The organism is Nocardiopsis coralliicola (genome assembly GCF_054779695.1).
The window spans coordinates 18,259-43,004 of the sequence record NZ_BAAGXT010000040.1 but is presented as its reverse complement, the minus strand read 5'-3'; the positions used below and the strand labels follow the sequence as shown (position 1 = coordinate 43,004).

Below are 24,746 nucleotides of genomic sequence, written 5' to 3'. Positions count from 1 at the left end.
CGGGACCACTGATGAGGGGTTTACAGAGTTGACCACCAATGTGCCGCAGGAGCGGCTCTCCGAACTCGACGCCGATCCCGCGTTCGCCCTGCACCGCGGCGGAAAGCTGGAGGTCCGGTCGTCGGTCGACGTCACCGACCATGAGGGCCTCTCGCTCGCCTACACCCCCGGCGTTGCCCGCGTGTGCAGCGCCATCGCTGACGAGCCCGCCCTCGTCTCGGCCTACACCGGCAAGAGCAACACCGTCGCCGTCGTCACCGACGGTTCCGCGGTGCTCGGCCTCGGCGACATCGGCCCCGAGGCGTCGCTGCCGGTGATGGAGGGCAAGGCGCTGCTGTTCAAGCAGTTCGGCGGCGTCGATGCCGTGCCGATCGCCCTCGACTGCACCGACCCCGACGACCTCGTGGAGACGGTGGCCCGGATGGCCCCCGGCTTCGGCGGGATCAACCTCGAGGACATCTCGGCGCCGCGCTGCTTCGAGGTGGAGGCGCGGCTGCGCGCGCGCCTGGACATCCCGGTCTTCCATGACGACCAGCACGGCACGGCCATCGTCACCGTCGCCGCACTGCGCAACGCCGCCCGGCTCACCGGGCGCACGCTCGCCGACCTCCGGGCTGTGGTGTCCGGCGCCGGCGCGGCCGGCGTCGCGGTCACCAAGATGCTGCTCGACGGCGGAATCGGCGACATCGCCGTCGCTGACAGCAAGGGCATCGTGCACGCCGACCGGGAGGGTCTCACCCCGGTCAAGCAGGAGCTCGCCCGCACCACCAACCGGTCCGGCCTGCAGGGCTCCATCGAGTCCGCGCTGGCTGGAGCCGACGTCTTCATCGGGGTGAGCGCCGGCGAGGTCAGCGAGCAGGTCGTGGCATCGATGGCGCCGGAGGCCGTGGTGTTCGCAATGGCCAACCCCACCCCGGAGATCCACCCCGACACGGCGCGCAAGTACGCCTCGGTGGTGGCCACCGGGCGGAGCGACTTCCCCAACCAGATCAACAACGTCCTCGCCTTCCCCGGTGTGTTCCGGGGCGCGCTGGACGCCGGCGCCACCGATGTCACCGAGGGGATGAAGCTGGCGGCGGCCGACGCACTGGCCGACCTGGTCGGCGATGACCTCACCGCCGACTACGTCATCCCGAGCACCTTCGATGAGCGCGTGGTCCCCGCTGTGGCGGCGGCCGTGGCCGCCCAGGCCCGCGCCGAAGGCGTGGCCCGCTTCTAGGGCGGGGGCCGCCGCGGAAAGAGTGCGCCACCTGCAGTCAATCCGGACCGAAGCGGTTCCGTGATCGAGAGTGACTGATCCGGGGCGGGGGTGTCCCGCCCCGGATCGGTTCCGCCCGGCGGTGCTGGCCGGGCCCGGGTCACGTGTGTGCGGTGGCTGCCGGGCGCGCGGTGGTACCGCTGCGGTCAGCGGTCGCGGGGTGTGCCGCCCGCCTTACCGGGCGGAACCCCGCTACAGCCGGCCCTGGGCCGCGGCCTCGACGAAGGCCGCCCAGGCGGTCCGGTCGAAGGCGAGGACCGCCCCGTCGGGGGTGACCGAGTCGCGGACGCGCGTGGCGGCCGGCCGGTCGGAGACCTCCACGCACTGGCCGCCGCCAGTGCCGCTGTAGGAGCTGGTGCGCCATTCCGGCTGCAGGCCGGACCGGGCGGCACCGCGGTGGTGCATCGTGTTCGCGGGCATGCCGCGCCTCCTTGGTGTCGGGAATTTCGGTGGCTGTTTTCAGTTGTCATCGTCGACCTGCTTCCGCATGCGCTGCTGGAGGTCGGCGAGGACCTCCCGGGTGCGGTCCGGGTGCAGTGCGGAGGTGCGCAGGTGCTCGAAGGCCACCGTGTAGAAGCGCACCTCCTTGGCCTTTTCTATATAGAGGCTGCTCGTCAGGTTCTCCAAATGGACGAGCTTCGGGGTGTGGATATCCGACTCGGGGAACTCGAGGATGTCGAATGACCCGTCGAGTCCGGAATGCGCCCCGACTCCGAAAGGTGCGATCTGCAGGGTGACCTCTGTTCTCTGCCCTGCTTCCAGCAGATGTCCGATCTGGTCGGCCATCACCGTGGGTCCGCCCACCGGGCGGTGCAGCACCGCCTCGTCCAGGACCACCCAGACGTGCGGTGACTGCCCGGAGAAGATCATGTCGCGGCGGCGGATCCGCAGCTCCGCGCGCCGGTCGATCTCCTCGGGGTCCACCGGTGCCGGGTGCGCCTGGAGGAGGGCGCGCGCGTAGTCCTCGGTCTGGAAGAGCCCGGGCACGATCTGCGCTTGGTAGAAGCGCAGTGCCGCGGCCTCCGGCTCCAGGCCGAGATAGACCTCGAACCGCTCCGGCATCACATCGCCGTAGACGTGCCACCAGCCCCGGCGCCGGGACTCCCGGGCCAGGGTCACCAGGGTGGTGCGCAGCACGCCGTCGGCGACACTGTAGAGCTCGAGCAGGTCGCGCACGTCGTCGGAGTTGGTGGCAACCTGCCCGCGCTCAATCCGGGACAGTTTCGAGCCGGACCACGCCATCCGCTCTGCCGCTTCCTCGCCGGTCATTCCGACGTTTTCCCGCAGACGGCGCAATTCAACACCGAGGCGGCGCCTTCGGGCGGTCGGGTTGTTGGCTGCAGGCATCTGGGCCTCCAAGGAGGGGAGAGGTCCGAATGGAGAACGAAAGAAGGCTACTTGAGATGAGGAGGGCGCAAGGCGTCGGATGAGAATTCCGCGAAGCAATTGCACAAGAGGCCGCAGGCGAGGAGTATGGGACCGTCGTCCCGCCGGGTCGCGGACGCGGCCGGAACTGCGGCCCGTCCGCCGGCGGAGGCCGGGTCCCGCGGGCGTGCGCGGGCTGCCCTAAAAGGGGGATCGATGAGTGCGACGTTCTCCGGGCACAGGCCCGGTGCCGCACGCGGGGCCGGCGCGGTGGTGATGGCGCGCTGCGGCTACCCCGGCGAGCCCGGCAGCGTCGCCGAGGCGCGCATCTTCGTCCGGTCCACGCTGGGGCTCTGCCCCGCGCTCGGCGCCGACCTCCTCGATGCCGCAGAGCTCCTGGTCAGCGAGATCGCCTCGAACGCCGTCCGGCACACCCGCAGCGGTGAGGACGGCGGCCGGTTCGGTGTCGAGGTGTGGCTGCGCGACGGCCGGGCCACCGTCGCCGTGCACGACGAAGGGCCTCGCGAGACGGGAGCCCGCACCCGTCCGCGGGTCCATCCGCTGAGCGCCGATGCAGCTGCGGAGGGCGGCCGCGGCCTCGCCCTGGTCGAGGCCATCGCCCAGGAATGGAGCACCTACAGCGCCGCCGGCGGCCGCGCCGTCGTCTTCAGCGTCGCCCCGGGCGGTGCGGGCGGCCCGTTCGCTTGAAGCGCTCCCCGCGGCGGCGGCCGGACCCTGCTGCGGCGCGCGGCCGCGACGCGGCCGGCTCGGCTGCCCCGCGGCGGAGCCGGTGTGATCCGGGTCGCTATCGTCGGGGCATGTTCGCGATCACCGCTACCGGCACCGACCCCGACGACCCGCTGGCCGGCCTCGCCGCCGGCGAGCGCCCCGAACCGACCCCGCGCGACGGCTGGACCGTCGTCGACGTGCAGGCCGCCGCACTCAACCACCACGACGTGTGGTCGCTGCGCGGCGTCGGGCTGCCGGCCGACCGGCTGCCCATGGTCCTCGGCTGCGACGCCGCCGGCACCGACCCGGACGGCAACCCCGTCATCGTGCACTCCGTGGTCGGCGACGTCGACGCCGGCGGTGGTGACGAGACGCTCGACCCGCGGCGCACCCTGCTCTCCGAGCTGCACGACGGCACGTTCGCGCAGAAGGTGGCCGTACCGGTGCGCAACCTCGTGCCGAAGCCGGCGGAGCTCTCCTTCGAGGAGGCGGCCTGCCTGCCCACCGCGTGGCTCACCGCCTACAGCATGCTGTTCGGCAAGGCCGACCTCCGGCCGGGCTCCACCGTGCTGGTCCAGGGCGCCGGCGGCGGCGTTGCGGGCGCGCTGATCGCGCTGGCCGCGCACGTCGGCCACCGGGTGTATGCGACGAGCCGGAGCGAGGCCAAGCGGGACCGCGCGGTGCAGCTCGGCGCGCACGCCGCGGTCGCGCCGGGCGAGCGGCTCCCGGAGAAGGCCCACGTGGTGTTCGACAACGTCGGCCAGGCCACCTGGAAGCACTCGGTGCGCTCGCTGCGCCCCGGCGGCGCGATCATCACCTGCGGCGCCACCAGCGGCGACGCCCCGTCAGCCGAGCTGACCCGGGTCTTCTTCCAGCAGCTGCGGGTGATCGGCTCCACGATGGGCACCCGCGACCAGCTCGCCGGCCTCGCCGAGATGTGCGCCCGCACCGGCCTGCGCCCGGTCGTCGACCGCGTCCTGCCGCTCACCGACGCCGCAGCCGGCTTCCGCGCGATGCTCGACGGCGACCAGTTCGGCAAGATCGTCTTCACCGTCTGACCGCCGTGCGCATACCGCCGGCCCGCCTCCCTGAAGGGCGGGCGGGTCGGCGAAACGGGGACGTCAGCCGAGATCGCTGACGGAGAGGCCGGTGTCAGCGAGAATATGGCGGAGGACGCCCTTGCTCACGTCCCGTGATGAGTGCACGGGGACCGTCGTACCGCGTCCATCAGGGTGTCGCATGATGTGGTGGCTACCCTTAATCCGGGTCACGTAGAACCCGTTCTACTCCAGAGCCTTGACGACGTGCGCGCCGCGCATGCTCGGTACAGGCAGCATCAGGCAACTTCAAGGGTGAGTTCGTTAGGCACTCCGAACTCTTCGATCAGCCCTTCAAGCGCGATGCGGAGGTCAGCAATGGCGGATTCCGGGTCTGCCCCATCGCCGTGAGCGCTGACGCCAGGGCGGAGCAGCGCGTGGGCGCACCAGACGCCGTCCTCATCTTGTTCCAGGTCGTAGGGAACATGAACGGTACGTGACATTCCCCGACTCCTCTTCATCCAGAGTGACACGACAAGAGTAAGCGATCGCCCCCGAATGAAGGGGGCGATCGCTGCAGGTCCGAACCTACGGGGAGGATTCCCCGCCGTCCTTGCCGCCGGGGCCGGGCTGGTCTTCGCGGATCGCGGTGGACCAGGGGTCCGAGCCGCCGTCGGAGTCGGCGGGCGGCTGTGCGAACGGGCCGTGGCCGCCGGGTTCCTTCTGTTCGGAGGTGCCGGACGGGTCGGAGGCCGGTGCGCCGGACCCCTGGCCGCTGCTGCCCTCCGGGCCGGCGCCGCCGGGTCCGCTGCCGGGCCCGGCGCCGCTGTCCTTCTCCGGCGGGCCCCAGCCGGCCGCATCACGGCGGATGACCTCGATGGTGTCGTCCAGGATGCGGCGGAGGTCGCGGACTGCGCCCTCGCTGGCGCTGCCCGCGTCGCGCACGACGTCGCGGACGCGGTCGGAGAAGTCGTGCAGCGCGCGGTCGAACTCGGCGCGCCGCCCCTCGCCCGGTTCGCCCTTTCCGCGGGCGCTGTCGTCAGCGCTGCTGCCGCTGCTGCGCGGCCAGGGGCCGCCCCAGGCGCCCCAGCCGGCCGCGAACCTCTCCCAGTCCCGGTGCCACCATGAGCGGTCGCCGGAGTCGCCGCCCTCTGCGCCGCCGCCGGCACCGCCGGAGTCGCCGGAGCCGCCGCCGGACGCGGAACCCGCTGCGCTGCTGCCCGCCGCGGCCCCCGCCGCGCCGCCGGCGGCACCTCCGCCCTGGTCGCGGCGGCGGCCGCCCGCCGCCGAGGTGAGCTCCTCGCGCAGCGTGCTGATCGTGTCGCGGACGTCCTGCTTCACCGCGGCGGCGATGTCGCGGACCGAGTCGGTGATCTCGCGCTCCAGGTCGTCGAGGTCGGAACTGCGGGCGTGCAGCTCCTCGCGGCCCTTGTCGGTGAGGCGGTAGACTTTGCGGCCGTCCACCTCCTCGTGGGTGACCAGCCCCTCCTCCTCGAGTCGGGCCAGCCGCGGATAGATCGTGCCCGGCGAGGGCGAGTAGACGCCGAGGAAGCGGTCGCGGAGCAGGCTGATGATCTCGTAGCCGTGCCGCGGGCTCTCGTCGAGCAGCTTGAGCAGGTACAGCCGGAGGCGGCCGTGCCCGAAGACGGTGGTCATGACGTGTTCTCCTCGCCTTCCTCGCTTCCGCCGGAGCCCGTTCCGCCGGGTTCGCCGCCGGTGCCGCCGGGGGCGGAGCCCTCGGGGATCGCGGCGGGTGCATCGGCGGCCCTGCGCTGCAGCGACACCGCGCCGGACACGGTGCTGACGCTGACGCTGGCCGGGTCGATCCCGCTGCCGGTGCTGCCGGACATCCGGCTGCGGCCGTGCACGCTGTCCCGCTCCAGGCTGAACTGGGAGTCCAGCGCTCCGGTCACCGAGCGCAGGTCGACCGAGGCCGCGGTGCCGGCCGGCACCCGCAGCACGACCTCGCCGGCGACGGTGGCGACCTTGGCGCGGGCCGCCGCGGCCAGGTCGATGTCGGCGAGCACGGCGCCCGAGCCGGACTTGCCGCTGAACGACGCGAGCCGCCCGCCCGCGACCGCAACCTGGCCGCTCACCGTGCCGAAGGACAGGGTCCCGTGCACGTTGCGGGCCGCGAGGTTGCCGCTGACCGTGGCGACCTCGACGTCGCCGCCGAGGTCGTCGGCGGTGATGTCGCCGGAGGCGGTGCGCAGCTGTACCCGCCCGGTGAGGCCGGCCGCCACGATCGACGCCGAGGCGGTGGTGACCTCCACCGGGCAGTCCCGCGGTACGCGCACGCCGATGGCGGCCGAACGCTGCCGCACGTTCTTGTATCCGGACAGCTGCACCGGCTTCAGGCGGTCCAGGAAGCCGCTGCCGGTGAGGTCGTCGTAGGTCAGGGTGAGGATGCCCGCCTCGTGGACCGCCGAGACCGCCGCGCCGGCGATGTCGGAGACCTCGAAGGAGGCGGGGTCGTCGGTGGGCAGGATGTTGACGTGGCCCCCGACGGTGCGCACCCGGAGGGCGACGATTCCGTCGAGGACCCGCGTCGTCGGCTGGTCGATGGTCCAGCGCGCCATCGTGGAACCTTTCGCGTGGAACGGGCTGCTGCTACTGGTCTCACGATATGTCGCGTCTCCCGCGGATTCAAGATATGTCGCGAATATCGGGGGCGGGCCGGGGTCGGCCCCGGCTCCGGCTCAGGGGCGGCCTGCGCCCGCCGCCCCCGCCCCGGCGGGCCGGATACAGCAGAGGGCCCCCGCGGAACATCGCGGGGGCCCTGCGCTGCCAGCTGACGGCGGCCGGCGGCTCAGCACTGCTCAGCCGTGCTCCAGCGCGCCGTCCGCACCGTCATCGTCATCATCGTCGAGCCGGGCCAGCCAGGTGGCCAGCCGGTCGACGGCCGTGGCGAACTCCGGATGGAGGTCGGTGAACGTGCGCATCCGGTCGGCGAGCCAGGCCAGATCGGCCTGCTCGCCGCCGCGCCGCTCCTCGAGCTCGTCGATGCCCCGGTCGCTCTCGTACACGGCCGCCTACTCCACCGGCGGGAAGACGGTGTTGACCACGGCCTGCTGCTCGACCTCGTGCCGCTTGGCCGAGCCGACCGCCGGCGAGGAGCTCGCCGCGCGGGAGACCCGGGTGAACGGGCGGTCCAGCTGCTCGGAGAAGACCAGCGAGACGAACGGCCACGGGCCCATGTTCGCCGGCTCCTCCTGCACCCACAGCACCTCCCCGGCGTTGGGGAACGCGGCCAGCTGGGCGCGGATCTCCTCGACCGGGAGCGGGTAGAGCCGCTCCACCCGGATGATCGCGGTGGAGGTGTCGCCGGTCTTCTTCCGCGCGGCGTCCAGGTCGTAGTAGACCTTGCCGGAGCAGAGGACCACCCGCCGGACCTCGTCGGCCTTGACCGACTCGTCCAGGATCAGCGGCTGGTACGCGCCCGAGGTGAAGTCGGCCGCGGCCGAGGTGGCCTGCTTGGCCCGCAGCATCCACTTCGGGGTGAAGACGATCAGCGGCCGGTGCACCGGCGACTTCGCCTGCCAGCGCAGCAGGTGGAAGTAGTTCGCCGGGGTCGTGGGCATGGAGACCGTCATGTTCTCCTGGGCGCACAGCTGCAGGAACCGCTCGATGCGCGCGGAGGAGTGGTCCGGGCCCTGGCCCTCGTAGCCGTGCGGCAGCAGCAGGGTGACGCCGGAGCGCTGGCCCCACTTCTGCTCGCTGGAGCTGATGTACTCGTCGACCACGGTCTGGGCGCCGTTGATGAAGTCGCCGAACTGCGCCTCCCAGGCGACCAGCGCGTCCGGCCGCTCCACGGAGTAGCCGTACTCGAAGCCCAGCGCGGCGTACTCGCTCAGCAGCGAGTCGTGCACGTAGAACTTCGAGGTGCCCTTGTCGAACCGCTTGAGCGGGGTGTGCACCTCGCCGGTCTTCTTGTCGACCAGCGCCGCGTGCCGCTGGCCGAAGGTGCCCCGGCGGGTGTCCTGGCCGACGAGGCGGACCGGGTGGCCCTCCTGCAGCAGCGAACCGAGCGCGAGCAGTTCACCGGTGGCCCAGTCGATCCTGCCCTCTTCGACGGCCTGCGCGCGGCGCTGCAGCTGCGGCTGCAGTCGCGGGTGCGGCGTGAAGCCCTCGGGCAGGCTCACCTGGGTATCGATGATCTCCTTGACCTGCTCCGGGGAGATCGCGCTGGTCACCGCGGTGTGGTCGAGGCGGCCCTCGTCGAACACCTCGGGCCGCACGACCGAGCCCGGCTCGACCGGCTTCTTGTCGGCCTCGCGGGTCTCGGCGAACACCCGCTCCAGCTCCTGCTGGTACTCCCGCAGGGTCTGCTCGGCCTCTTCCACCGTGATGTCCCCGCGGCCGATCAGGGCCTCGGTGAACAGCTTGCGGGTGGACCGCTTGTTGTCGATGACCTCGTACATCAGCGGCTGGGTGAACGCGGGGTTGTCGCCCTCGTTGTGCCCGCGCCGCCGGTAGCAGACCAGGTCGACCACGACGTCCTTGTTGAACGCCTGGCGGTAGGCGAAGGCGAGGTGCGCGACCCGGACCACGGCCTCGGGGTCGTCCCCGTTGACGTGGAAGATCGGCGCCTGCACCATGCGCGCCACGTCGGTGGCGTACACGCTGGACCGGCTGTCGGCCGGCGACGTGGTGAAGCCGACCTGGTTGTTCACGATGACGTGCACCGTGCCGCCGGTGCGGTAGCCGCGCAGCTGCGACAGGTTGAGCGTCTCGGCCACGACGCCCTGGCCGGCGAAGGCCGCGTCGCCGTGGATGAGCAGCGGTACCACGGTGAACCCGTGCGGGCCCTTGTCGAGCACGTCCTGCTTGGCGCGGACGATGCCCTCGGCGACCGGGTCGACCGTCTCCAGGTGGCTCGGGTTGGCGGCCAGCGAGATCGCGATCTTCTCACCGGTGCGGCTCTCGAAGACGCCCTCGGTGCCCAGGTGGTACTTCACGTCGCCGGAGCCGTGCGCCGAGCGCGGGTCCAGGTTGCCCTCGAACTCGCCGAAGATCTGCGCGTACGACTTGCCGGCGATGTTGGCCAGCACGTTGAGCCGGCCGCGGTGCGCCATCCCGATGACGACCTCGTCCAGCGACGCGCGCGCCGCCTCGGAGATCACGCCGTCCAGCAGCGGGATGAGGGACTCGCCGCCCTCCAGCGAGAAGCGCTTCTGCCCGACGTACTTGGTCTGCAGGAACGTCTCGAACGCCTCGGCGCTGTTCAGCCGGCGCAGGATGTGCAGCTGCGCGTCGTGGTCGAGCTTCTCGTGCTCGCGCTCGACGTGCGACTGGATCCACTCCCGCTCTTCGGGAGACTGCATGTGCATGTACTCGATGCCGACGGTGCGGCAGTAGGTGTCCCGCAGGACGCCCAGGATGTCCCGCAGCTTCATCACGGACTTGCCGCCGAAGCCGCCGGTGGGGAAGTCGCGCTCGAGGTCCCACAGGGTGAGGCCGTGCTGGAGGACGTCCAGGTCCGGGTGGCGCCGCTGCTCGTAGCCGAGCGGGTCGGTGTCGGCCATGAGGTGGCCGCGCACCCGGTAGGCGTGGATCAGCTCCTGCACCCGGCTGGTCTTGTCCAGCTGGTTGGCCGCGTCCACCGAGATGTCCTGCGTCCAGCGGATCGGCTCGTACGGGATCCGCAGCGAGCGGAAGATCTCGTCGTAGAAGCCGTTCTCGCCGAGCAGCAGCTGGTGGATGCGCTTGAGGAACTCGCCCGACTGCGCACCCTGGATGATGCGGTGGTCGTAGGTCGAGGTCAGCGTCATGACCTTGCTGATGGCCAGGTTGTTCAGGGTCTCGGGGGAGGCGCCCTGGAACTCGGCCGGGTACTCCATCGAGCCGACGCCGACGATGGTGCCCTGGCCCGGCATGAGCCGCGGCACCGAGTGCACGGTGCCGATGCCGCCGGGGTTGGTCAGGCTGATCGTGGTGCCCTGGAAGTCCGGAACGCCCAGCTTGTTGTTGCGGGCCTTGCGGACCAGGTCCTCGTAGCCGCTCCAGAACTCCTTGAAGTCCATGGAGTCGGACTTCTTGATGGAGGGGACCACCAGCTGGCGGGTGCCGTCCGGCTTCTGCAGGTCGATCGCCAGGCCGAAGTTGACGTGCTCGGGCTTGGCCACCCCGGGCTTGCCGCCGACCTCGGTGTAGGAGTGGTTCATCTCCGGCATCGACTCCAGGGCCTTGACCATGGCGTAGCCGATGAGGTGGGTGAACGACACCTTCCCGCCGCGCGCGCGGCGGAGGTGGTTGTTGATCACGATGCGGTTGTCGAAGAGCAGCTTGACCGGGACCGCGCGCACGCTGGTGGCGGTCGGCAGGGTGAGGCTGGACTCCATGTTGGTCGCGGTGCGGGCCGGCGCGCCGCGCAGCCGCTCCTCGCTGACCTGCAGGGCGTCGTCGGCCGGAGCCTTCTTCTCCGGTTCCGCGGCCGAGGCGGCGGGCTTCTTCGCCGCGCCCTTGGACTCGGCCCCGTCAGCGGCCTTCTTCGCCGGTGCGGGCGCGGCGGCGCCGGAGGCGCCCGTGGCCGACGGCGCATCCTTCGCCGGAGCCGTTCCGGACTTGTAGTCGGCGAAGAAGTTCCACCACGCCTTGTCAACGGAGTTCGGGTCGTTCAGGTACTTCTGATAAAGCTCCTCGACCAGCCACTCGTTCGGGCCGAAATCTGTCAGGGGTTGAGACGCCTCAGACGACACGGCGGAGATCGCCCTCTTCCGCAGCTCGCTTGTGAATGTATGGATGTGGGGACCGCTGCGCCGCACGGCCGCGCCCGCGGGTGTGCGGGCGCCGGCAGGGGCACCGGGGCGGCGCGCTCGCGACGCCCAGAAGGGCCTTCCCGGTAACAGGCTAGCTGTCCAGGCATGAAGATGCTCCCCCCAGACCGAGTGCGGACTGGGAGATACCTAACAATCATTCACAAAGCCGAGGCCACGGCGGTGCTGGCGGGTATGCGGCGGGGCCGCACGGCACCGGCGGCGGTCCCCACCATGCCCGCGCGGCCGGCCGCGCAATCCCCTTCCGGGGCCGTTCCTCCGTGGCCCGCGCCACCGCGTGCTGCTGTAGCCGGCCGCGACCGCGCCCGCTCAGAGCTTGCTGTGGTCCCAGCTGACCGTCCGCTCCGGGGTGAGGTGGACCGCGACGCGCTTGCGCGCGGCCCGCTCCAGCGCCTCGCGGGCGCCGGTGCCCGGCGGCGGCACCATCGCGTACCCGGCGCCCAGGCCGGACATCGCCGCGCCGACCACCGCGCCGGCGCGGAGCACCTCGGCGGGGTCGCGGTGCACTTCGGCCCGGCCGTACAGGGTGGCACCGCGCAGCTCGGAGTACTCCTCACCGTCCTCGACCAGGCAGCTCATCCGCGGGTCCCGGCCGAGGTTGACCGCCTTCTGCGAGGCGGCGTAGGTCCAGAACACGAGGGTGCCGCCGAGCAGCCCGTAGAAGAGCGTCGACAGGTGCGGGAAGCCGCCCGGCCCGTTCGTGGCGACCTGGACCTTCCGGTGCTCCGCGAGGAAGGCGCCGACCTCGTCGTCGGACATCCGTACGGCTGCTCGGCGGTTGCTCACGGGGCCTCCCTTGTCCGCGGCTCGGCCGCGTGCCGGCGGCCCGGCTCCGCGGCCGCAGCGCCCATTGTGGCGTGCGCCACTCGCGGGCCGGCGTCCGGGTCCGCGCCCGGGCGCCCGATTCCGGCCGCGGGTGCCGGGGCGCCGGGGCCGCGCCCCGGTACCGGGCGCTGCATTGCCTGCGCCGCCCCGCCCCGGAGGCGGGGATTCGGCGGCGGGTCCGCGCCCCGACCGGCGGATCGGTGTCTCGCCGTGCGAAGCCCCGCGCGCCGGGCGCTCCGCTCCTACTGTGGGGGGCAGCTCGGGGAGGGAGCCCGCCGTGAAGGAGTTCGGGGCACTCGAGGCCGCGATCATGGATGTGCTGTGGGACGCCGAGGCGCCGCTCGCGGTGCGCGACATCCGCGCCGGCCTCGACTACGGCCGCGAGGTCGCCTACACCACCGTCATGACCGTCACCACCATCCTGTTCCACAAGGGCCTGCTGGACCGGGAGAAGAACGGGCGCGCATGGATCTACCGCGCGGTGGAGGACCGCGCGGCGCATTCGGCGCGGCTCATGCGCGAAGTCCTCGGCGCCGGGCGGGACCGCTCCGCGGTGCTGCTGCGGTTCGTGGAGGCGCTCGGGGCCGACGACCGCGAGCGCCTGGCGCGGCTGCTCGGCGACCCGGCGGCAGCCCCCGGCCGGTACCGGCCCCGACCGGCGCGTCTATCCTGCGGTGTGTGCACGAACCCCTAGTCGAACGCATGCGCGCCTACGGCGAGACCATCTTTGCGGAGATGAGCCGGCTGGCCGCCCAGACCGGAGCGATCAACCTCGGGCAGGGCTTCCCCGACACCGACGGGCCCCGCGCGCTGCTGGACGCCGCGGCCGGCCACATCCGCGGCGGCGCCAACCAGTACCCGCCCGGACCCGGCCGGCCCGAGCTGCGGGCCGCCGTCGCCGAGGACCGCCAGGCCCGCTACGGCACCGCCCTCGACCCCGACACCGAGGTCTACATCACCGTTGGGGCGACCGCCGGCATCGCCGCCTCGGTGCTCGCGCTGGTCGAGCCCGGCGACGAGGTCGTGCTGTTCGAGCCGATGTATGACTCCTACGCCGCCGTGGTGTCGCTGGCCGGCGGCGTGCGCCGGACCGTGCCGCTCCGCCCCGGTGCGGACGGCCGGTTCACCTTCGACCCGGCCGAGCTGCGCGCCGCAGTCGGGCCGCGGACCCGGCTGGTCATCGTCAACACGCCGCACAACCCGACCGGCACCGTGTTCACCCGCGCCGAGCTGGCCGAGATCGCCGCGGTCTGCCGCGAGCACGACCTGACCGCCGTCACCGACGAGGTCTACGAGCACCTCGTCTACGACGGCGCCGAGCACGTGCCGCTGGCCACCCTGCCGGGCATGGCCGAGCGCACGCTCGCGATCTCCTCGGTCGGCAAGACCTTCTCGGTGACCGGGTGGAAGACCGGCTGGGTCACCGGGCCGCAGCCGCTGGTGCGCGCCGTGCAGACCGTCAACCAGTTCCTCACCTTCAGCGCCAACGGCGCGCTGCAGCTCGCCGTCGCCGAGGCGATCCGCACCGAGCAGGCGTGGATCGGCGCCCAGCGGGACGCGCTGCAGGCCAAGCGGGACCGGCTCGCCGGCGGTCTGGCCGCCGCGGGCTTCGGTGTGCTGCGCCCGCAGGGCACCTATTTCGTGATGGCCGACGTGCGGCCGCTCGGCTTCTCCGACGGCGTCGAGCTCGCCCGCGCGCTGCCCGGGACCGCGGGCGTGGCCTGCGTGCCCGCCCAGGTGCTCTACGACAACGCCGACGCCGGCCGCCACCTGGTCCGGTTCGCCTACTGCAAGCGCGACGACGTGCTGGACCGCGCCGTCGAGCAGCTCACCGCGGCCTTCGCCGGCCGCGCCTGACCGCGGCCCGGCGGCTGGCCGCCGGCGCCCGGTTCCGCGCCGGGTCCGCCTCCGGCCGGGTCGGATCCGCCCCGGCTCCGCCGGCGAAGCCCCTCCCGAGAAGCACCGCACCGCCCGCACCTTCGAGCAGACTCCGGAGCGCCCCTGTGACCACTCTGCCCGCCGAACTCCGCGCCGCCGCCGAAGCCGCCGCAGGGTTCATGCCGCCGGCCGAAGGCGAGGCCCTCTTCGCCGCGGCAGTCGACAACCTGCCGCTCGGCCCGGTTCTGGAGATCGGCACCTACTGCGGCAAGTCCACCGTCTACCTCGCGGCGGCCGCGCGCGCGGTGCGCGCGGCCGGCGGCTCCGGGCAGGGCGCCGGCGCCGCGATCGTCACCGTCGACCACCACCGCGGCTCCGAAGAGCACCAGGTCGGCTGGGAGTACCACGACCCGGCGCTGGCCGATCCGGAGACCGGACGGCTGGACACCGTGGGCGCGTTCCGCGCCACGATGGCTGCGGCCGGGGTCGAGGACGAGGTCATCGCCGTCGTCGGCCGCTCCACCGACGTCGCCCGGCTGTGGGGCGTTCCGCTCGGGATGGCCTTCATCGACGGCGGCCACACCGAGGAGGCCGCGCAGGCCGACTACGAGGGGTGGGCGCCGCACGTCGCGCCCGGCGGCGCGCTCGCCATCCACGACGTCTTCCCCGACCCCGCCGACGGCGGCCGTCCGCCGTACAACGTCTACGTCCGCGCGCTGGAGTCCGGCGCCTTCACCGAGATCGGCGCCGAGGGGTCGCTGCGCCTCCTGCGCCGCACCGGCAGCGGTATCTGACCCGGCGCGCCGGGAGCCCCGGGACGGGCGGGGCAGGAGTGCGGAAAGCCGGCGGAGCACGGTCTCCGTTTGGGTGCGCGCCCGGCGCCCGGAACCAATAGGCTGCGGACCAGACACCGAAGCCGGACACGACGGCCTTGCGGGCCGGACAAGGGGTGCATGCTCAAGTGGCGAACAACGGCGACGCCGACCGCATCGTTCAGCACACGCTCGGCAACGGGCTGCGCCTGGTGACTGCGCCGGCGTCCACCGGCCAGGTGGCGTCGGTCAACCTCTGGTACGGGGTCGGCTCCCGCCACGAGGTGCCGGGCAAGACCGGGTTCGCGCACCTCTTCGAACACCTGATGTTCCAGGGCAGCGGCAACGTGGACAAGGGCGAGCACTTCGACGCCGTGGAGCGGCTGGGCGGCGAGATGAACGCCTCGACCTCCACCGACCGCACCAACTACTACGAGACGGTGCCCGAGCACGCGCTCGACCTCGCCCTATGGCTGGAGGCCGACCGGCTCGCCACGCTGCGCGACGGAATGGGCCAGGAGGTCCTCGACAACCAGCGCGACGTCGTCAAGAACGAGCGGCGCCAGCGCTACGACAACGCCCCCTACGGCACCGCGCTGGAGCGAATCCTGCGGCTGGGCTACCCCGAGGGCCACCCGTACCACCACCCGACCATCGGCTCGATGGACGACCTCAACGCCGCCGACCTGGACTACGTCCTCGACTTCCACCGGCGGCACTACGGCCCGGACAACCTGGTGCTCACCGTCGTCAGCGACCTCGACCCCGAGGACGTCCGCCAGCGCGTCGAGCGCTACTTCGGCGGCATCCCCGCCCGCACCGAGGTCCCGCAGGCCCCGGACGCCGCGCTCGAGGGCCCGATCGGCGGCCCGGTCCGGGACGAGGTGACCGAGGCGGTGCCGGCGCCCGGCGTCTTCCTCGGCTACCGGGTCGCGCCGTACGGCACCCGGGACTTCGACGCCGCCCACCTCGCCGCGGCCGTCCTCGGCCAGGGCCAGGGCAGCCGCCTCTACCGGCGCCTGGTGATCGAGCGCGAGCTCGCCGCGCCCGGCGACGCGGCCGACATCCTGCCGTTCCGCTACACCCCGAGCCTGCTGCTGGTGAACATGGTCGCCCGCGAGGGCGTCTCCGGGGACACCCTGGAAGAGGCGCTGCTGGAGGAGGTGGCCGCGCTCGGCACCGGCATCAGCGAAGCGGAGCTGGACCGGGCCCGCGCGATCCTGGAGCGCGACCACCTGCAGGGCATCTCCACCCCCGCCGGCCTCGCCGACGAGCTCGGCTCCTGCACCCAGCTGTTCGGCGACCCGTCGCTCGCCTACACCTGGCCCGACCGGTGGCGCGACATCACGCCGGAGGAGGTCGCCGAGGCGGCCCGGACGCTGCTCACCGGGCAGAACCGGCTCACGGTCCGGTTCGACCCGGAGACCGAAGCCGCGCCCGCCGCCTGAGCCGACCGCCACCGCACCCGCGACCCGAGAGAGAGCCGTTGTGAGCCAGCTGCAGCCCCGCCCCGTCCTCGGCGCCCCCCAGCCCTACACGTTCCCCGAGCACCGCCGCATCGCCGTCGGCGGCGGTGAGGTCGTCGCCATCGACGTCCCCGGCCAGAAGTACGCCTCGCTCCGCCTGGTCCAGCCCTTCGGCGGGCTGAGCGAGCCCGCCGACCGCATGGGGGTGGCGCTGCTGACCGGCGAGGCCCTCGAGGACGGCGTGCACGGCGACAACTCGCTCGGCCCGGCGCTGGAGCGGCACGGCGCCGACTGGGTCTGCTACACCACCTGGGACAGCTTCGTCTCCGGTGTCGACGCACCCACCACCCGGATCGCGGACGCGACCGCGCTGTTCGCCGAGGCGCTGCGCCGGCCCGCACTGCGCGACGCCGACGTGCTGCGCCGCCGCGAGCAGGTCCTGGAAGGGTTCTGGCTGGAGGCCTCGCGCCCGTCCCGGCTGGCCATGCGCGCGATCGGCAGCCAGCTGTTCAGCGGCCGCTACGCCACCCCGGTCAGCGGTGCCCCGGTCGCCCTGCAGAACGTCACCCCGGAGATGGTGCGCGCCTTCCACGCCGAGAAGATCGCGGCGACCGCCGGCACCCTCGTCGTCGTCGGCGACCTGCGCGGTACCGACCTGGAGGCGCTCGGCCGCACCGTGTTCGGCGACGCGGCGCCCGCCCAGGCACCCGCGCCGGGCGCACCGGAGCCGGCCGCCCACGGCCTGCCCCGGGTGCTCCTGCTGGACCGGCCCGGCTCGGTCCAGTCGGCTCTGGTGCTCGCCCAGCGGGCACCGTCCCGCTCGGCCATCGACCTGCCGAAGGCCGAGGGGATGAGCGAGGTCCTCGGCGGCATGTTCACCTCCCGCCTCAACCTGGAGCTGCGCGAGCGCCTCGGCTACACCTACGGCGCCGGCAGCCGGTTCGACCTGCGCCGGGACAGCGGCGTCTTCCTCATCAGCACCCAGGTGGAGGGTCCGACGACCGGCCCCTCGCTCACCGCGACACTGGAGCAGATCCGGCTCCTGCAGCGCGACGGCGCCACCGCAGAGGAGCTGGAGGCGGTCCGCCAGGCCAACACGGTCGGGCTGCCGGTCGCCTACTCGACGGCCCGCAGCCTCGCGCACGCCCTCGTCGAGATGGTCGTGCACGACCTGCCGGCCGACCACGTGGACCGGCTGCGCGCCGGCTACGACGCGCTGACGCTGGACGACCTGCACGAGGCGGCCCGCAGCTACGTCGACCCCGAGCAGATGGCGGTGGTCGTCGTCGGCGATGCCGAGAGCCTGCGCGACCCGCTGGCCGCGACCGGCTTCGGCCCGGTCGAGGTCCGCGACCCGGAGAAGCTCTGGGGCTAGCACGCCGAGCGCCCCGCCGGCGGCAATCGGCCGGAACCGATCGCGGCCCCGCGGCGTCCCACCGGATGCGGTGGCCCGCTCCGGCAGCGGAGCGTCCCACCGCATCCGGGGGAGAAGGACAGCACGGTTGCGGCCGATGTGCTTGCGGGCACGGGGGATCCGCGCGGCAGCCGGGGGGCGCGTGCAGAGGCGTGCATCACGATGCGGCAGCGGCGGCAGGGGGCCGTGCATGACCTGCTCCTGACCGGACATAACAGAACCGAACCTAAGTGGCGGTGATCTGATGACCGCCGGTTCTGCCCCCCGTACCAGCTGATATAACGAGTGATCCGAGCAGCGTCGGCGCCGCAGCCGCCGCGACCGCGAACCGCCCGCAGGAGGCCGCGATGGCCCTCGACCAGACCCGCTGATCAACCGTGTCCTCCATCGAGAACCCCGAGACAGAGCGGCCCGAGCCCTCGCCCGATCCGGCGCACCCCGCAGCCGGCAGTACCGCCACCGGGACCGCTGCCGCCGGCGGTGCCGGAGCAGGAGGCGCCGATCCGATGCTCGCTGAGCGCTACCAGCTGCACGAGGAGATCGCGCGCGGCGGCGTCGGGACGGTCTGGCGCGCCACCGACACCGTGCTCGACCGCGAGGTCGCGATCAAGGAGCTGCGGCTCCCGCTCGACCTCGCCGACGAGGAGCGCGAGCAGCTGCTGCGGCGGACCAAGCGCGAGGCGCGGGTCGCCGCGCGGCTCAACCACCCCGGCGTCGTCACCGTGCTCGACGTCGTGGACGAGGACGACCGGCCGTGGATCGTCATGGAGCTCGTCGTCGCGAGCACCCTCACCGAGATCCTCCGGCTGGCCGGGCCGCTCCCGTACCAGCGGGTCGCCGAGATCGGGCTGCAGCTCATCGACGCGCTCAAGGCGGCGCACGACGAGGGCATCGTGCACCGCGACGTCAAGCCGGACAACGTGATGATCAGCGAGCAGGGCCGGGTGGTCCTCACCGACTTCGGGCTGGCCGCCTGGGCCGGCGAGTCGGCGCTGACGACGTCGGGCCGCATCATCGGGTCGCCGTCCTACATCCCGCCGGAGCGGGCCAAAGCCGGACCCGTCGGCCCCGAGTCCGACCTGTGGTCGCTCGGCGCCACCCTGTACACCGCGGCCGAAGGCCACCCGCCCTACGACCGCAAGGGCTACATCCGCATCCTCAAAGGAGTCGACCTCGAGGAGCCGCCGGCCGCTGAGCACGCCGGGCCGCTGGCCCCCGTGCTGGCCGGGCTGCTGCGAGTGCAGCCGCGCGACCGGCTCACCACCGAGCAGGCCACCAAGATGCTGCGGATTGCGGCGCTCGCGCCGTGGGCGCCGGAGACCAGCCCGGAGACGGCGGCGGCCAGCGCGGCCGAAGCCGCCGAACCGGTCGTGCCGCACCAGGGCGGCCCGGCATCCGGCGGGCCGGGCAGCTCCGCTGCCCCGAGCGGGCCGAGGGCGGCGTCCAGCGGCGGCCGGCACTCCTCCGGCGGCGCCGCAACGGCCGTGCAGGACGAGGACGCGCCGGGCGGTTCCGCAGCAGCGGACACCGCATTCCCGGACGGCGCGGCCGACTCGGTCGCGGCGGAGGACGCCCCCGATGCGGCCGACCCCGACGCCTCCGACTCCGCACGCGAGGCGCGCGAGCACTTCCGGCAGGGCGCGCACGCGCTGCGCCACTCCTTCCAGGAGTCCGTCTCCGACCTGCAGGACTCGGTCTCGGAGTCGGTCAACCACTTGCAGGAGCGCATCCAGCGGCACCGGCCCGAAGCCGTCGGCCAGCTGCTCACCTCGATCCGCGAGTCCACCGACACGCTGGGGCTCACCAGCTCTGGCCGGCACCGCGGCGGCAGCCGGATCACCGTCGTGCTCGCTGTGGCCGCCGGAATCCTCGCGCTGCTCGGCGTGATCCTCTGGGCGCTGCTCGGCCGCTGACTGCTCCGGCGCCCCGGGCGCCGGAGCCGAGCGGGTGAAGCCCCTGCTCCGCGGGGGCGCAGCGCGCCGGCGGCGGAGGAGGGGCGGGGTAGGGCCGGCGGGATTCGAACCCGCAACAACCGCGACCTAAACGCGGCGCCTCTGGCCGATTGGGCTACGGCCCCGGGGTGATATGACCGTCCGAGAATGGCACCTCGCGCCGACCCCCCGCAACTCGAATGCGCTTTGCTGCGGCGCGCCGCGCAGGCAGAACAGGTGCGGATCCGCCGGCCCGGGGTGTCTCTCGTGCTCACTCGCGGCTGCTCCGGCCAGGGCGCCTGGGCGGGGAAGGGCGCCGAAACCACTGGTCGGCCGGTGGCCGGCCGGTGTCGCGCCGAGCCGCCAGCGCCGGGGCACGGGGAGTTGCCGCCATCCGGTACCGGGCGGCGGCCGGGTGCCGCATCGCCGGCGGGCCGCCGCGTCGCCCGCCGTGCCCGGTGCCCGCGGAGCCGGTCCCGGCCGGTCAGCCTGTCGGGGCACGGCTGCGGGGGAGGCGGTGCCGTGCAGAGGCGCGGTCCGGCGGGCCGATGGGCGGATCCGCCGGCTGGGTGGGCATCCCGGTGAGTGCAAAGGCGGTCCGGGGCTCGAATCCGCCGGCGCGGACCGGTCGGACCAGCGCCTCGCAGGGTCCGGTGCCGGGCAGGCGGGTCGCCCAGTCGGCGTCGGCGAGGTCGCAGGGCCACCCGGTCGCGGCCGGGGGTGGTCGGCGCGCGGCCGGGACAGGGCCCCGGCCAGCAGAGAGCGGACCGCAGCGCCACACCGCCGGTGCACCGAATCCGCGGCGCGAGGCCGGGCCGGTCGGCCGCGCGTTGGTGTATTGCCGCTTGCGGGCCGGCTCGGGTGGGCTCAGGGCATGTTGGGTGGGGCGTGTTGGGTGCCGGTTGTCGCGAGCGGTGTCCTGGTGCGCCCGTCGCAAGGCCGACGAGGGAGTCAGGGCGGGTTTTCCTGCCAGGGCTCCGCGCAGTAGGACAGGTGTCCACCCAACACGCCCTACCCGCGGTGCTCCAGCCGGCGCCGCGGGCGGGCTCGCCGGCCCGGGAGGGACGCTGGCTCAGGGCGTCCGCAGGGGCCCTGCTAGCCGTCGAGGCCGAGCTCGCGCTTGATCCGGTCCACGTGGCCGGTGGCCTTCACGTTGTAGAACGCCTTCTCCACGGTCATGTCCGGGCCGATGATGAACGTCGACCGGATGACGCCCTGCACGACCTTGCCGTAGTTCTTCTTCTCCCCGTAGGCGCCGTAGGCGGTCAGCGCGGTGCGGTCGGGGTCGGAGAGCAGCGGGAAGGTCAGGCCCTCCTGGTCGCGGAAGGCTGCGAGCTGCTCCGGCGCGTCCGGCGAGATCCCGAGCACGGTGAGCCCGGCGGTCTCGAACTGCCGCAGGTTGTCGCGGAAGTCGCACGCCTCGGTGGTGCAGCCGGGCGTCATCGCCTTCGGGTAGAAGTACAGCACGGCGCGGCCGCCGGCGGTGCGCTCGCTCAGCGTCACCTCCTTGCCGTCGGCGTCGCGGAGCGTGAAGTCGGGCGCTGCGTCGCCGGGCTGGAGGCGGGTGCTGGTCTCGGTCATCGGGTGTCGGTGTCCCCTCGCTCAGCTACGGATGGGCGGCGGGCGCGGCCGGCGCAGGAGCCCCGCTCCGGTGCCGGGGTGCGCCCCCGGACCGAGCATAAGGGCGGGCGCGGGCGGCCCCGCGGGAGAGGTCCGCCGTCCGGCCGGCCGGACCGGGTGCCGGGCGGCCTACCTGGGACCGGGGCGAATCGCGTAGGGTTGTGCGAATCCCGGGGTGCCGCCGCGCGTGCGGCGGCGCGCCGAGGGGCGCGCCCCTCGGCCCCGGCCGTCCTGCGCAGCACACGGCGCAGGCACCCCCTGCAGGACACCGCTGTCCGCACGCCTCCGGTGCTGCCGCAGCACCGCCGGAGTGTGCGGGCGGCATCGCGAGCAACGCCGCAGCACTCCGGGTCCGCCCCGAGCCGTGCGGCGACCGACGCTGGAACCCCGATCCGGGAGCGCACCGACAATGGCCGAATACACCGTGGACGAGGTCCGGCAGCGCACGTGCCGAGCGCGGGACTCCTGGTGGACGGTGGCGCTGGTCGACCCGCTCGCCGTGCGGCTGGTCCGGCACGCCGCGAACCGCACCCGCATCACCCCCGACCAGCTCACCGTCGCGGCGCTCTTCTTCGGCCTGGGCGCTGCCGCGTGCTTCGCCATGGGGTCGCCGGCGTTCCTCATCGCCGGTGCCGCGCTGTACTACGTGTGCTTCCTGCTGGACTGCATGGACGGCAAGCTCGCCCGGCTCACCGACCGCGAGTCGATGTTCGGCTCGTGGATGGACTACGTGTTCGACCGGCTGCGGGTGCTCGTCTGCGCGATCGCGCTGATGGGCGGGCAGTACGTGCTCACCGGCCAGGTCGCCTTCGTCTGGATGGCGCTGTTCGTCGTCTTCGTCGACATGCTGCGCTACCTCGACGCGCTCCAGGTGCACAAGATGCGCCGGGAGATGCGCTCGCGGATCGCGGGCGTGCTGGAGCGGGCCCGCGCCGAGCTGTCCATGCTCTCCGACGACGCCGCCGGCGGCAGCGGCGCCGCGGTGGGGGCGTCCGGCGCCGGCCGGGCGATGAGCGATCAGGGCGAGCAGGCGGTGCTGCGGCACGGCATCTCCGTGCTGGAGCAGATCCTCCAGGGCCACCTCGACCGGGAGGCGCGCCGCGAGGCCGCCGCCGGCAAGGAGCCGGAGATCGTCCCGTTCCGCACCGACCTGCCGCGCGTCGACCTCCACCAGGAGTTCCGCTCCCGCTTCCCCTGGTACCAGAAGGTCTGGGACGCGCTGCGCGCCCGCCGGGTCCGCACCCACCTCGTCGGCGGCGTCGAGTTCCAGATGGCGGTCTTCGTGCTCGCCCCGCTCGCCGGGGTCGCCGCGGGCGCCGCGATCGTGTGGATTCCCGTTGTTGCGGGGGTTTTGCTCCTCGCGTTCGAGATCGCGATCATCTATAAACTGTGGTTGTCCACACGGGACTTCTTCCGCGTGGTGGACGGCATCGAAGGCGCGTTGGGATTCACGGGGCCGCCGGAGGGCGCGTCGGCCCCGGGGGCCGCATCGGACGCGCCGTCGGCCCCGAGATAGCGGAAGGAAGCGCTTTATGGAGGCACGCGACCCCGCGGGGGCGCGCCGGGATCCGGCCGGGGTGCAGACCGAGATCGAGCAGACGCAGCGCCGCCTCGCCGCGGTGCTGGACGAGCTCACCGACCGGACCCGCCCGGCCAACGTCGCCCGCCGCAGTGCGCAGCGGCTGCGCGGTGCCGGCGAGCGCCTCGTCGACGAGGCGAAGGCGCTGGCCACCGGTTCGGCGGTCCGCGTCGACCGGCACACCGAGGAGCCGCCGCAGGGCAGTGTCCGGCTGAAGGGCGAGGACGAGGTGGTCTCCACCTACTCCACCCGCGGCCAGATCCCGCCCGAGCTGATCGTGTTCGGCGCCGGGGTCGGCCTGGCCCTGGCGGTCGGGACGGTCGCTTATCTGCGGCGCCGGTCCAAGAGGCGCTGACGGCGGCGCCGGACGGACCCGGCAGCGCGCGCGGCGGGGCGGAGGCGGGAGAGCCTCCGCCCCGCCGCCGTCTGCTCCGCCCGGGCGGCTCTCGGCCGCCCTCGGCGGGTCACTGCCCTGCTGCTCCCCGCCCCGGCGCCCTTGCCGCGCCCTCCTCGGCGGACAGCCGAGTGGAAGGGGCGGGCCCGCGCCGACTCCGGCGAGCCGGCGGTGCACCCCCGTCGCACGGCCGACGTATGAGTCAGGGCGGGTTTTCCTCCTCGATTGAGGAGAACGCCGCGAGGGGCGTGCCAGGGCGCCGCGCAGGACAGTGCCCACCAAACACCCCTAGAGGAACGTCTGCCCTTCACCGCGGTAGGTGGGCACCGAGTCGACGAGGCGCGGTGCGCCGGTCGTGACGCCGTCGACCAGATGGAGGGCGGCGAACCGCTCGCAGAGCTCGCCGGCCTTGGCGTGGCGCATCCAGACCCGGTCGCCGACGGCGAGGGTGTCCGCCGCAGGCCCGGCCAGCGGCGTCTGCACCTCGCCGGCGCCCTCGGCCGCCGAATACTCCAGGCCCTCGGGGAGGTAGGGGCGCGGCAGCCGGTCGGCGCCGGGGGCGCCGGAGGCGATGTAGCCGCCGCCGAGCGCGGTCGCTATCCCCGGAGCGGGGCGGCGCACCACCGGCAGCGCGAAGAGCGCCGCCGGCCGGCGGTCGGTGCGGGTGTAGTGGTCGAACAGCACCGGCTGGTAGAGGCCGGAGCCCGCCGCGACCTCGGTGACCGCGGCTTCGCGTGCGGTGGTGTGCAGGCTACCGGTGCCGCCGCCGTTGACGAAGCGCAGGCCGGGAGCGCCGGGGACCGCCGCGACCTCGGCGCGCACGGCCGCGGCGATGGCGGCGCGGCGGCGGGCGAGCTCGGCGCGCGACCCGGCCTGGACCAGGCGCAGCGCCCGCGCGTACAGCGGGCGGCCGGGCGGGGCGTCGCCCACGCCGGCGATCTGCGCCTCGTAGGCCATCAGCCCGTCCACCGCGAGGCCGGGCCGGCGGGCAGCGGCGCGGGCCACCGCGGCGGCCTGCTGCGGTGTGCGCAGCGGCGAGCGGTGCGCGCCGATCCGGGACCGCGGCCCCAGCGGCTGCCAGCTGGTGTCGACGTCGATGCAGATGCGGATCGGAGGGTTCGGCTGCGCTGCGGCGCCGGCCGGCCCGGTCGCTCCGCCGGGGAGGGCGGCGGCCTCCGCGATCAGGTCGAGGTGGGCGGTCGAGTCGGCCATCAGGGTGATGCGGGACGCGGCGTCCGGGTCGGCGGCGAGTTCGGCGACCGCGGCGCGGTCGGCGGTGGGGTAGGCGACGAGGACGTCGTCGGAGACCGGGCCGTCCGGGTGCCGGGCGAGCCAGAGCGCTTCGGGGAGGGTGAACGCCATGATGCCCGCGAAGCCCGGCAGGGCGAGGACCTCGCGGAGCAGCGCGACGCAGCGCACCGACTTGCTGGCCACGCGGATGGGGGTGCCCGCGGCGCGGTGGGCCAGGTCGGCGGCGTTGGCGCGGAACGCGTCCAGATCGACCGCGGCGAACGGCGCGGTCAGGTCCGCGGTCGCCGCGTCGTAGCTTTCCCGAGCGCTTCTCATACCGGGATAATCGCACATTCGTGAATCTCATTCATGTCCGGCCCGGGCTCGCGGGGCGGCGGCCGCCGCGGGCCGGATGTGGCATCGGCCCGGATC

Annotated in this window: 22 protein-coding genes and 1 tRNA gene; 11 read left to right on the top strand and 12 right to left on the bottom strand. The window is 73.5% G+C overall.

Going from position 1 to position 24,746, the window contains the following annotated elements; all coding sequences use genetic code 11:
• Nucleotides 1-28: 28 nt before the first annotated feature.
• Nucleotides 29-1,219: an NAD(P)-dependent malic enzyme gene (locus ACYVGT_RS22070; protein ID WP_460861658.1), complete on the top strand. Its 1,191-nt coding sequence runs from the start codon at nucleotides 29-31 to the stop codon at nucleotides 1,217-1,219.
• Nucleotides 1,220-1,450: 231 nt separating this feature from the next.
• On the opposite strand, the gene ACYVGT_RS22065 is transcribed toward ACYVGT_RS22070, so the two are convergent.
• On the bottom strand, nucleotides 1,451-1,678 hold the full coding sequence (locus ACYVGT_RS22065) for a DUF397 domain-containing protein (protein WP_460861656.1): 228 nt from the start codon (nucleotides 1,676-1,678) through the stop codon (nucleotides 1,451-1,453).
• Between the two features lie 39 nt (nucleotides 1,679-1,717).
• Nucleotides 1,718-2,605 carry a helix-turn-helix domain-containing protein gene (locus ACYVGT_RS22060; protein WP_460861654.1) on the bottom strand — a complete coding sequence of 296 codons (888 nt, stop codon included), beginning with the start codon at nucleotides 2,603-2,605 and terminating at the stop codon, nucleotides 1,718-1,720.
• 234 nt (nucleotides 2,606-2,839) lie between these two features.
• Between ACYVGT_RS22060 and ACYVGT_RS22055 the strand changes: the two genes are divergently transcribed.
• Both ACYVGT_RS22055 and ACYVGT_RS22050 read left to right on the top strand, forming a co-directional pair.
• Nucleotides 2,840-3,331, top strand: a complete 492-nt coding sequence (locus ACYVGT_RS22055; RefSeq protein ID WP_460861650.1) for an ATP-binding protein — start codon at nucleotides 2,840-2,842, stop codon at nucleotides 3,329-3,331.
• Nucleotides 3,332-3,441: 110 nt separating this feature from the next.
• Nucleotides 3,442-4,410 carry a zinc-binding dehydrogenase gene (locus tag ACYVGT_RS22050; RefSeq protein WP_460861648.1) on the top strand — a complete coding sequence of 323 codons (969 nt, stop codon included), beginning with the start codon at nucleotides 3,442-3,444 and terminating at the stop codon, nucleotides 4,408-4,410.
• A gap of 63 nt (nucleotides 4,411-4,473) precedes the next feature.
• Here ACYVGT_RS22050 and ACYVGT_RS22045 read toward each other — a convergent pair whose 3' ends face one another.
• The 7 genes from ACYVGT_RS22045 to ACYVGT_RS22015 form a co-directional block, all read right to left on the bottom strand.
• Nucleotides 4,474-4,623 carry a type II toxin-antitoxin system HicA family toxin gene (locus ACYVGT_RS22045; RefSeq protein ID WP_460861646.1) on the bottom strand — a complete coding sequence of 50 codons (150 nt, stop codon included), beginning with the start codon at nucleotides 4,621-4,623 and terminating at the stop codon, nucleotides 4,474-4,476.
• A 65-nt stretch (nucleotides 4,624-4,688) separates the two neighbouring features.
• Nucleotides 4,689-4,892, bottom strand: coding sequence for a hypothetical protein (locus tag ACYVGT_RS22040; RefSeq protein ID WP_460861644.1), 204 nt, complete (start codon nucleotides 4,890-4,892; stop codon nucleotides 4,689-4,691).
• Between the two features lie 85 nt (nucleotides 4,893-4,977).
• The gene (locus ACYVGT_RS22035; RefSeq protein ID WP_460861642.1) at nucleotides 4,978-6,045 is read right to left on the bottom strand and encodes a PadR family transcriptional regulator; all 1,068 of its coding nucleotides are present in this window, start codon (nucleotides 6,043-6,045) and stop codon (nucleotides 4,978-4,980) included.
• Complete coding sequence (locus ACYVGT_RS22030; RefSeq protein WP_460861639.1) at nucleotides 6,042-6,968, bottom strand: DUF4097 family beta strand repeat-containing protein; 927 nt, start codon at nucleotides 6,966-6,968, stop codon at nucleotides 6,042-6,044. Before ACYVGT_RS22030 ends, ACYVGT_RS22035 begins: the two co-directional genes overlap by 4 nt.
• Nucleotides 6,969-7,208: 240 nt before the next feature.
• Complete coding sequence (locus tag ACYVGT_RS22025) at nucleotides 7,209-7,415, bottom strand: DUF6104 family protein (protein WP_460861634.1); 207 nt, start codon at nucleotides 7,413-7,415, stop codon at nucleotides 7,209-7,211.
• Between the two features lie 6 nt (nucleotides 7,416-7,421).
• Nucleotides 7,422-11,087, bottom strand: coding sequence for a multifunctional oxoglutarate decarboxylase/oxoglutarate dehydrogenase thiamine pyrophosphate-binding subunit/dihydrolipoyllysine-residue succinyltransferase subunit (locus ACYVGT_RS22020; RefSeq protein WP_460861631.1), 3,666 nt, complete (start codon nucleotides 11,085-11,087; stop codon nucleotides 7,422-7,424).
• Nucleotides 11,088-11,474: 387 nt separating this feature from the next.
• On the bottom strand, nucleotides 11,475-11,951 hold the full coding sequence (locus ACYVGT_RS22015; protein WP_460861628.1) for a pyridoxamine 5'-phosphate oxidase family protein: 477 nt from the start codon (nucleotides 11,949-11,951) through the stop codon (nucleotides 11,475-11,477).
• A 316-nt stretch (nucleotides 11,952-12,267) separates the two neighbouring features.
• Here ACYVGT_RS22015 and ACYVGT_RS22010 point away from each other — a divergent pair, with 316 nt between their 5' ends.
• The 6 genes from ACYVGT_RS22010 to ACYVGT_RS21985 all read left to right on the top strand — a co-directional run bounded on the left by ACYVGT_RS22010 (nucleotide 12,268) and on the right by ACYVGT_RS21985 (nucleotide 19,473).
• Nucleotides 12,268-12,684, top strand: coding sequence for a BlaI/MecI/CopY family transcriptional regulator (locus ACYVGT_RS22010; RefSeq protein ID WP_460861626.1), 417 nt, complete (start codon nucleotides 12,268-12,270; stop codon nucleotides 12,682-12,684).
• 8 nt (nucleotides 12,685-12,692) lie between these two features.
• Nucleotides 12,693-13,847 carry a pyridoxal phosphate-dependent aminotransferase gene (locus tag ACYVGT_RS22005; RefSeq protein ID WP_460861692.1) on the top strand — a complete coding sequence of 385 codons (1,155 nt, stop codon included), beginning with the start codon at nucleotides 12,693-12,695 and terminating at the stop codon, nucleotides 13,845-13,847.
• A 200-nt stretch (nucleotides 13,848-14,047) separates the two neighbouring features.
• Nucleotides 14,048-14,662 (top strand): class I SAM-dependent methyltransferase, encoded by a 615-nt coding sequence (locus tag ACYVGT_RS22000; RefSeq protein ID WP_460861689.1) that lies wholly within the window; start codon nucleotides 14,048-14,050, stop codon nucleotides 14,660-14,662.
• Between the two features lie 167 nt (nucleotides 14,663-14,829).
• Nucleotides 14,830-16,128 carry a M16 family metallopeptidase gene (locus ACYVGT_RS21995; RefSeq protein WP_460861622.1) on the top strand — a complete coding sequence of 433 codons (1,299 nt, stop codon included), beginning with the start codon at nucleotides 14,830-14,832 and terminating at the stop codon, nucleotides 16,126-16,128.
• A 40-nt stretch (nucleotides 16,129-16,168) separates the two neighbouring features.
• Nucleotides 16,169-17,521, top strand: coding sequence for a M16 family metallopeptidase (locus ACYVGT_RS21990; protein ID WP_460861620.1), 1,353 nt, complete (start codon nucleotides 16,169-16,171; stop codon nucleotides 17,519-17,521).
• A gap of 416 nt (nucleotides 17,522-17,937) precedes the next feature.
• Entirely contained in the window at nucleotides 17,938-19,473 is a 1,536-nt protein-coding gene (locus ACYVGT_RS21985; protein WP_460861619.1) for a serine/threonine-protein kinase, read from the top strand.
• Between the two features lie 89 nt (nucleotides 19,474-19,562).
• On the opposite strand, the gene ACYVGT_RS21980 is transcribed toward ACYVGT_RS21985, so the two are convergent.
• Both ACYVGT_RS21980 and bcp read right to left on the bottom strand, forming a co-directional pair.
• A tRNA-Leu gene (locus ACYVGT_RS21980) sits at nucleotides 19,563-19,637 on the bottom strand.
• A gap of 949 nt (nucleotides 19,638-20,586) precedes the next feature.
• Nucleotides 20,587-21,072 carry a thioredoxin-dependent thiol peroxidase gene (bcp, locus tag ACYVGT_RS21975; RefSeq protein ID WP_460861616.1) on the bottom strand — a complete coding sequence of 162 codons (486 nt, stop codon included), beginning with the start codon at nucleotides 21,070-21,072 and terminating at the stop codon, nucleotides 20,587-20,589.
• A gap of 448 nt (nucleotides 21,073-21,520) precedes the next feature.
• On the opposite strand from bcp, the gene ACYVGT_RS21970 reads away from it, so the two are divergent.
• Both ACYVGT_RS21970 and ACYVGT_RS21965 read left to right on the top strand, forming a co-directional pair.
• Nucleotides 21,521-22,627, top strand: a complete 1,107-nt coding sequence (locus ACYVGT_RS21970) for a CDP-alcohol phosphatidyltransferase family protein (protein WP_460861612.1) — start codon at nucleotides 21,521-21,523, stop codon at nucleotides 22,625-22,627.
• A 16-nt stretch (nucleotides 22,628-22,643) separates the two neighbouring features.
• Nucleotides 22,644-23,045 (top strand): DUF3618 domain-containing protein, encoded by a 402-nt coding sequence (locus ACYVGT_RS21965; protein WP_460861608.1) that lies wholly within the window; start codon nucleotides 22,644-22,646, stop codon nucleotides 23,043-23,045.
• A 327-nt stretch (nucleotides 23,046-23,372) separates the two neighbouring features.
• Here the strand turns inward: ACYVGT_RS21965 and ACYVGT_RS21960 are convergent, their stop codons facing one another.
• Nucleotides 23,373-24,650 carry an alanine racemase gene (locus ACYVGT_RS21960; RefSeq protein ID WP_460861606.1) on the bottom strand — a complete coding sequence of 426 codons (1,278 nt, stop codon included), beginning with the start codon at nucleotides 24,648-24,650 and terminating at the stop codon, nucleotides 23,373-23,375.
• Between the last annotated feature and the right edge of the window lie 96 nt (nucleotides 24,651-24,746).

Excerpts from the sequence above, each read along its gene's own strand:
- ACYVGT_RS22065 (WP_460861656.1), bottom strand. The coding sequence starts at position 1,678 with ATGCCCGCGAACACGATGCACCACCGCGGTGCCGCCCGGTCCGGCCTG.
- ACYVGT_RS22060 (WP_460861654.1), bottom strand. The coding sequence starts at position 2,605 with ATGCCTGCAGCCAACAACCCGACCGCCCGAAGGCGCCGCCTCGGTGTT.
- ACYVGT_RS22055 (WP_460861650.1), top strand. The coding sequence starts at position 2,840 with ATGAGTGCGACGTTCTCCGGGCACAGGCCCGGTGCCGCACGCGGGGCC.
- ACYVGT_RS22050 (WP_460861648.1), top strand. The coding sequence starts at position 3,442 with ATGTTCGCGATCACCGCTACCGGCACCGACCCCGACGACCCGCTGGCC.
- ACYVGT_RS22040 (WP_460861644.1), bottom strand. The coding sequence starts at position 4,892 with ATGTCACGTACCGTTCATGTTCCCTACGACCTGGAACAAGATGAGGAC.
- ACYVGT_RS22035 (WP_460861642.1), bottom strand. The coding sequence starts at position 6,045 with ATGACCACCGTCTTCGGGCACGGCCGCCTCCGGCTGTACCTGCTCAAG.
- ACYVGT_RS22030 (WP_460861639.1), bottom strand. The coding sequence starts at position 6,968 with ATGGCGCGCTGGACCATCGACCAGCCGACGACGCGGGTCCTCGACGGA.
- ACYVGT_RS22005 (WP_460861692.1), top strand. The coding sequence starts at position 12,693 with ATGCGCGCCTACGGCGAGACCATCTTTGCGGAGATGAGCCGGCTGGCC.
- ACYVGT_RS22000 (WP_460861689.1), top strand. The coding sequence starts at position 14,048 with ATGCCGCCGGCCGAAGGCGAGGCCCTCTTCGCCGCGGCAGTCGACAAC.
- bcp (WP_460861616.1), bottom strand. The coding sequence starts at position 21,072 with ATGACCGAGACCAGCACCCGCCTCCAGCCCGGCGACGCAGCGCCCGAC.
- ACYVGT_RS21970 (WP_460861612.1), top strand. The coding sequence starts at position 21,521 with ATGGCCGAATACACCGTGGACGAGGTCCGGCAGCGCACGTGCCGAGCG.
- ACYVGT_RS21965 (WP_460861608.1), top strand. The coding sequence starts at position 22,644 with ATGGAGGCACGCGACCCCGCGGGGGCGCGCCGGGATCCGGCCGGGGTG.
- ACYVGT_RS21960 (WP_460861606.1), bottom strand. The coding sequence starts at position 24,650 with ATGAGAAGCGCTCGGGAAAGCTACGACGCGGCGACCGCGGACCTGACC.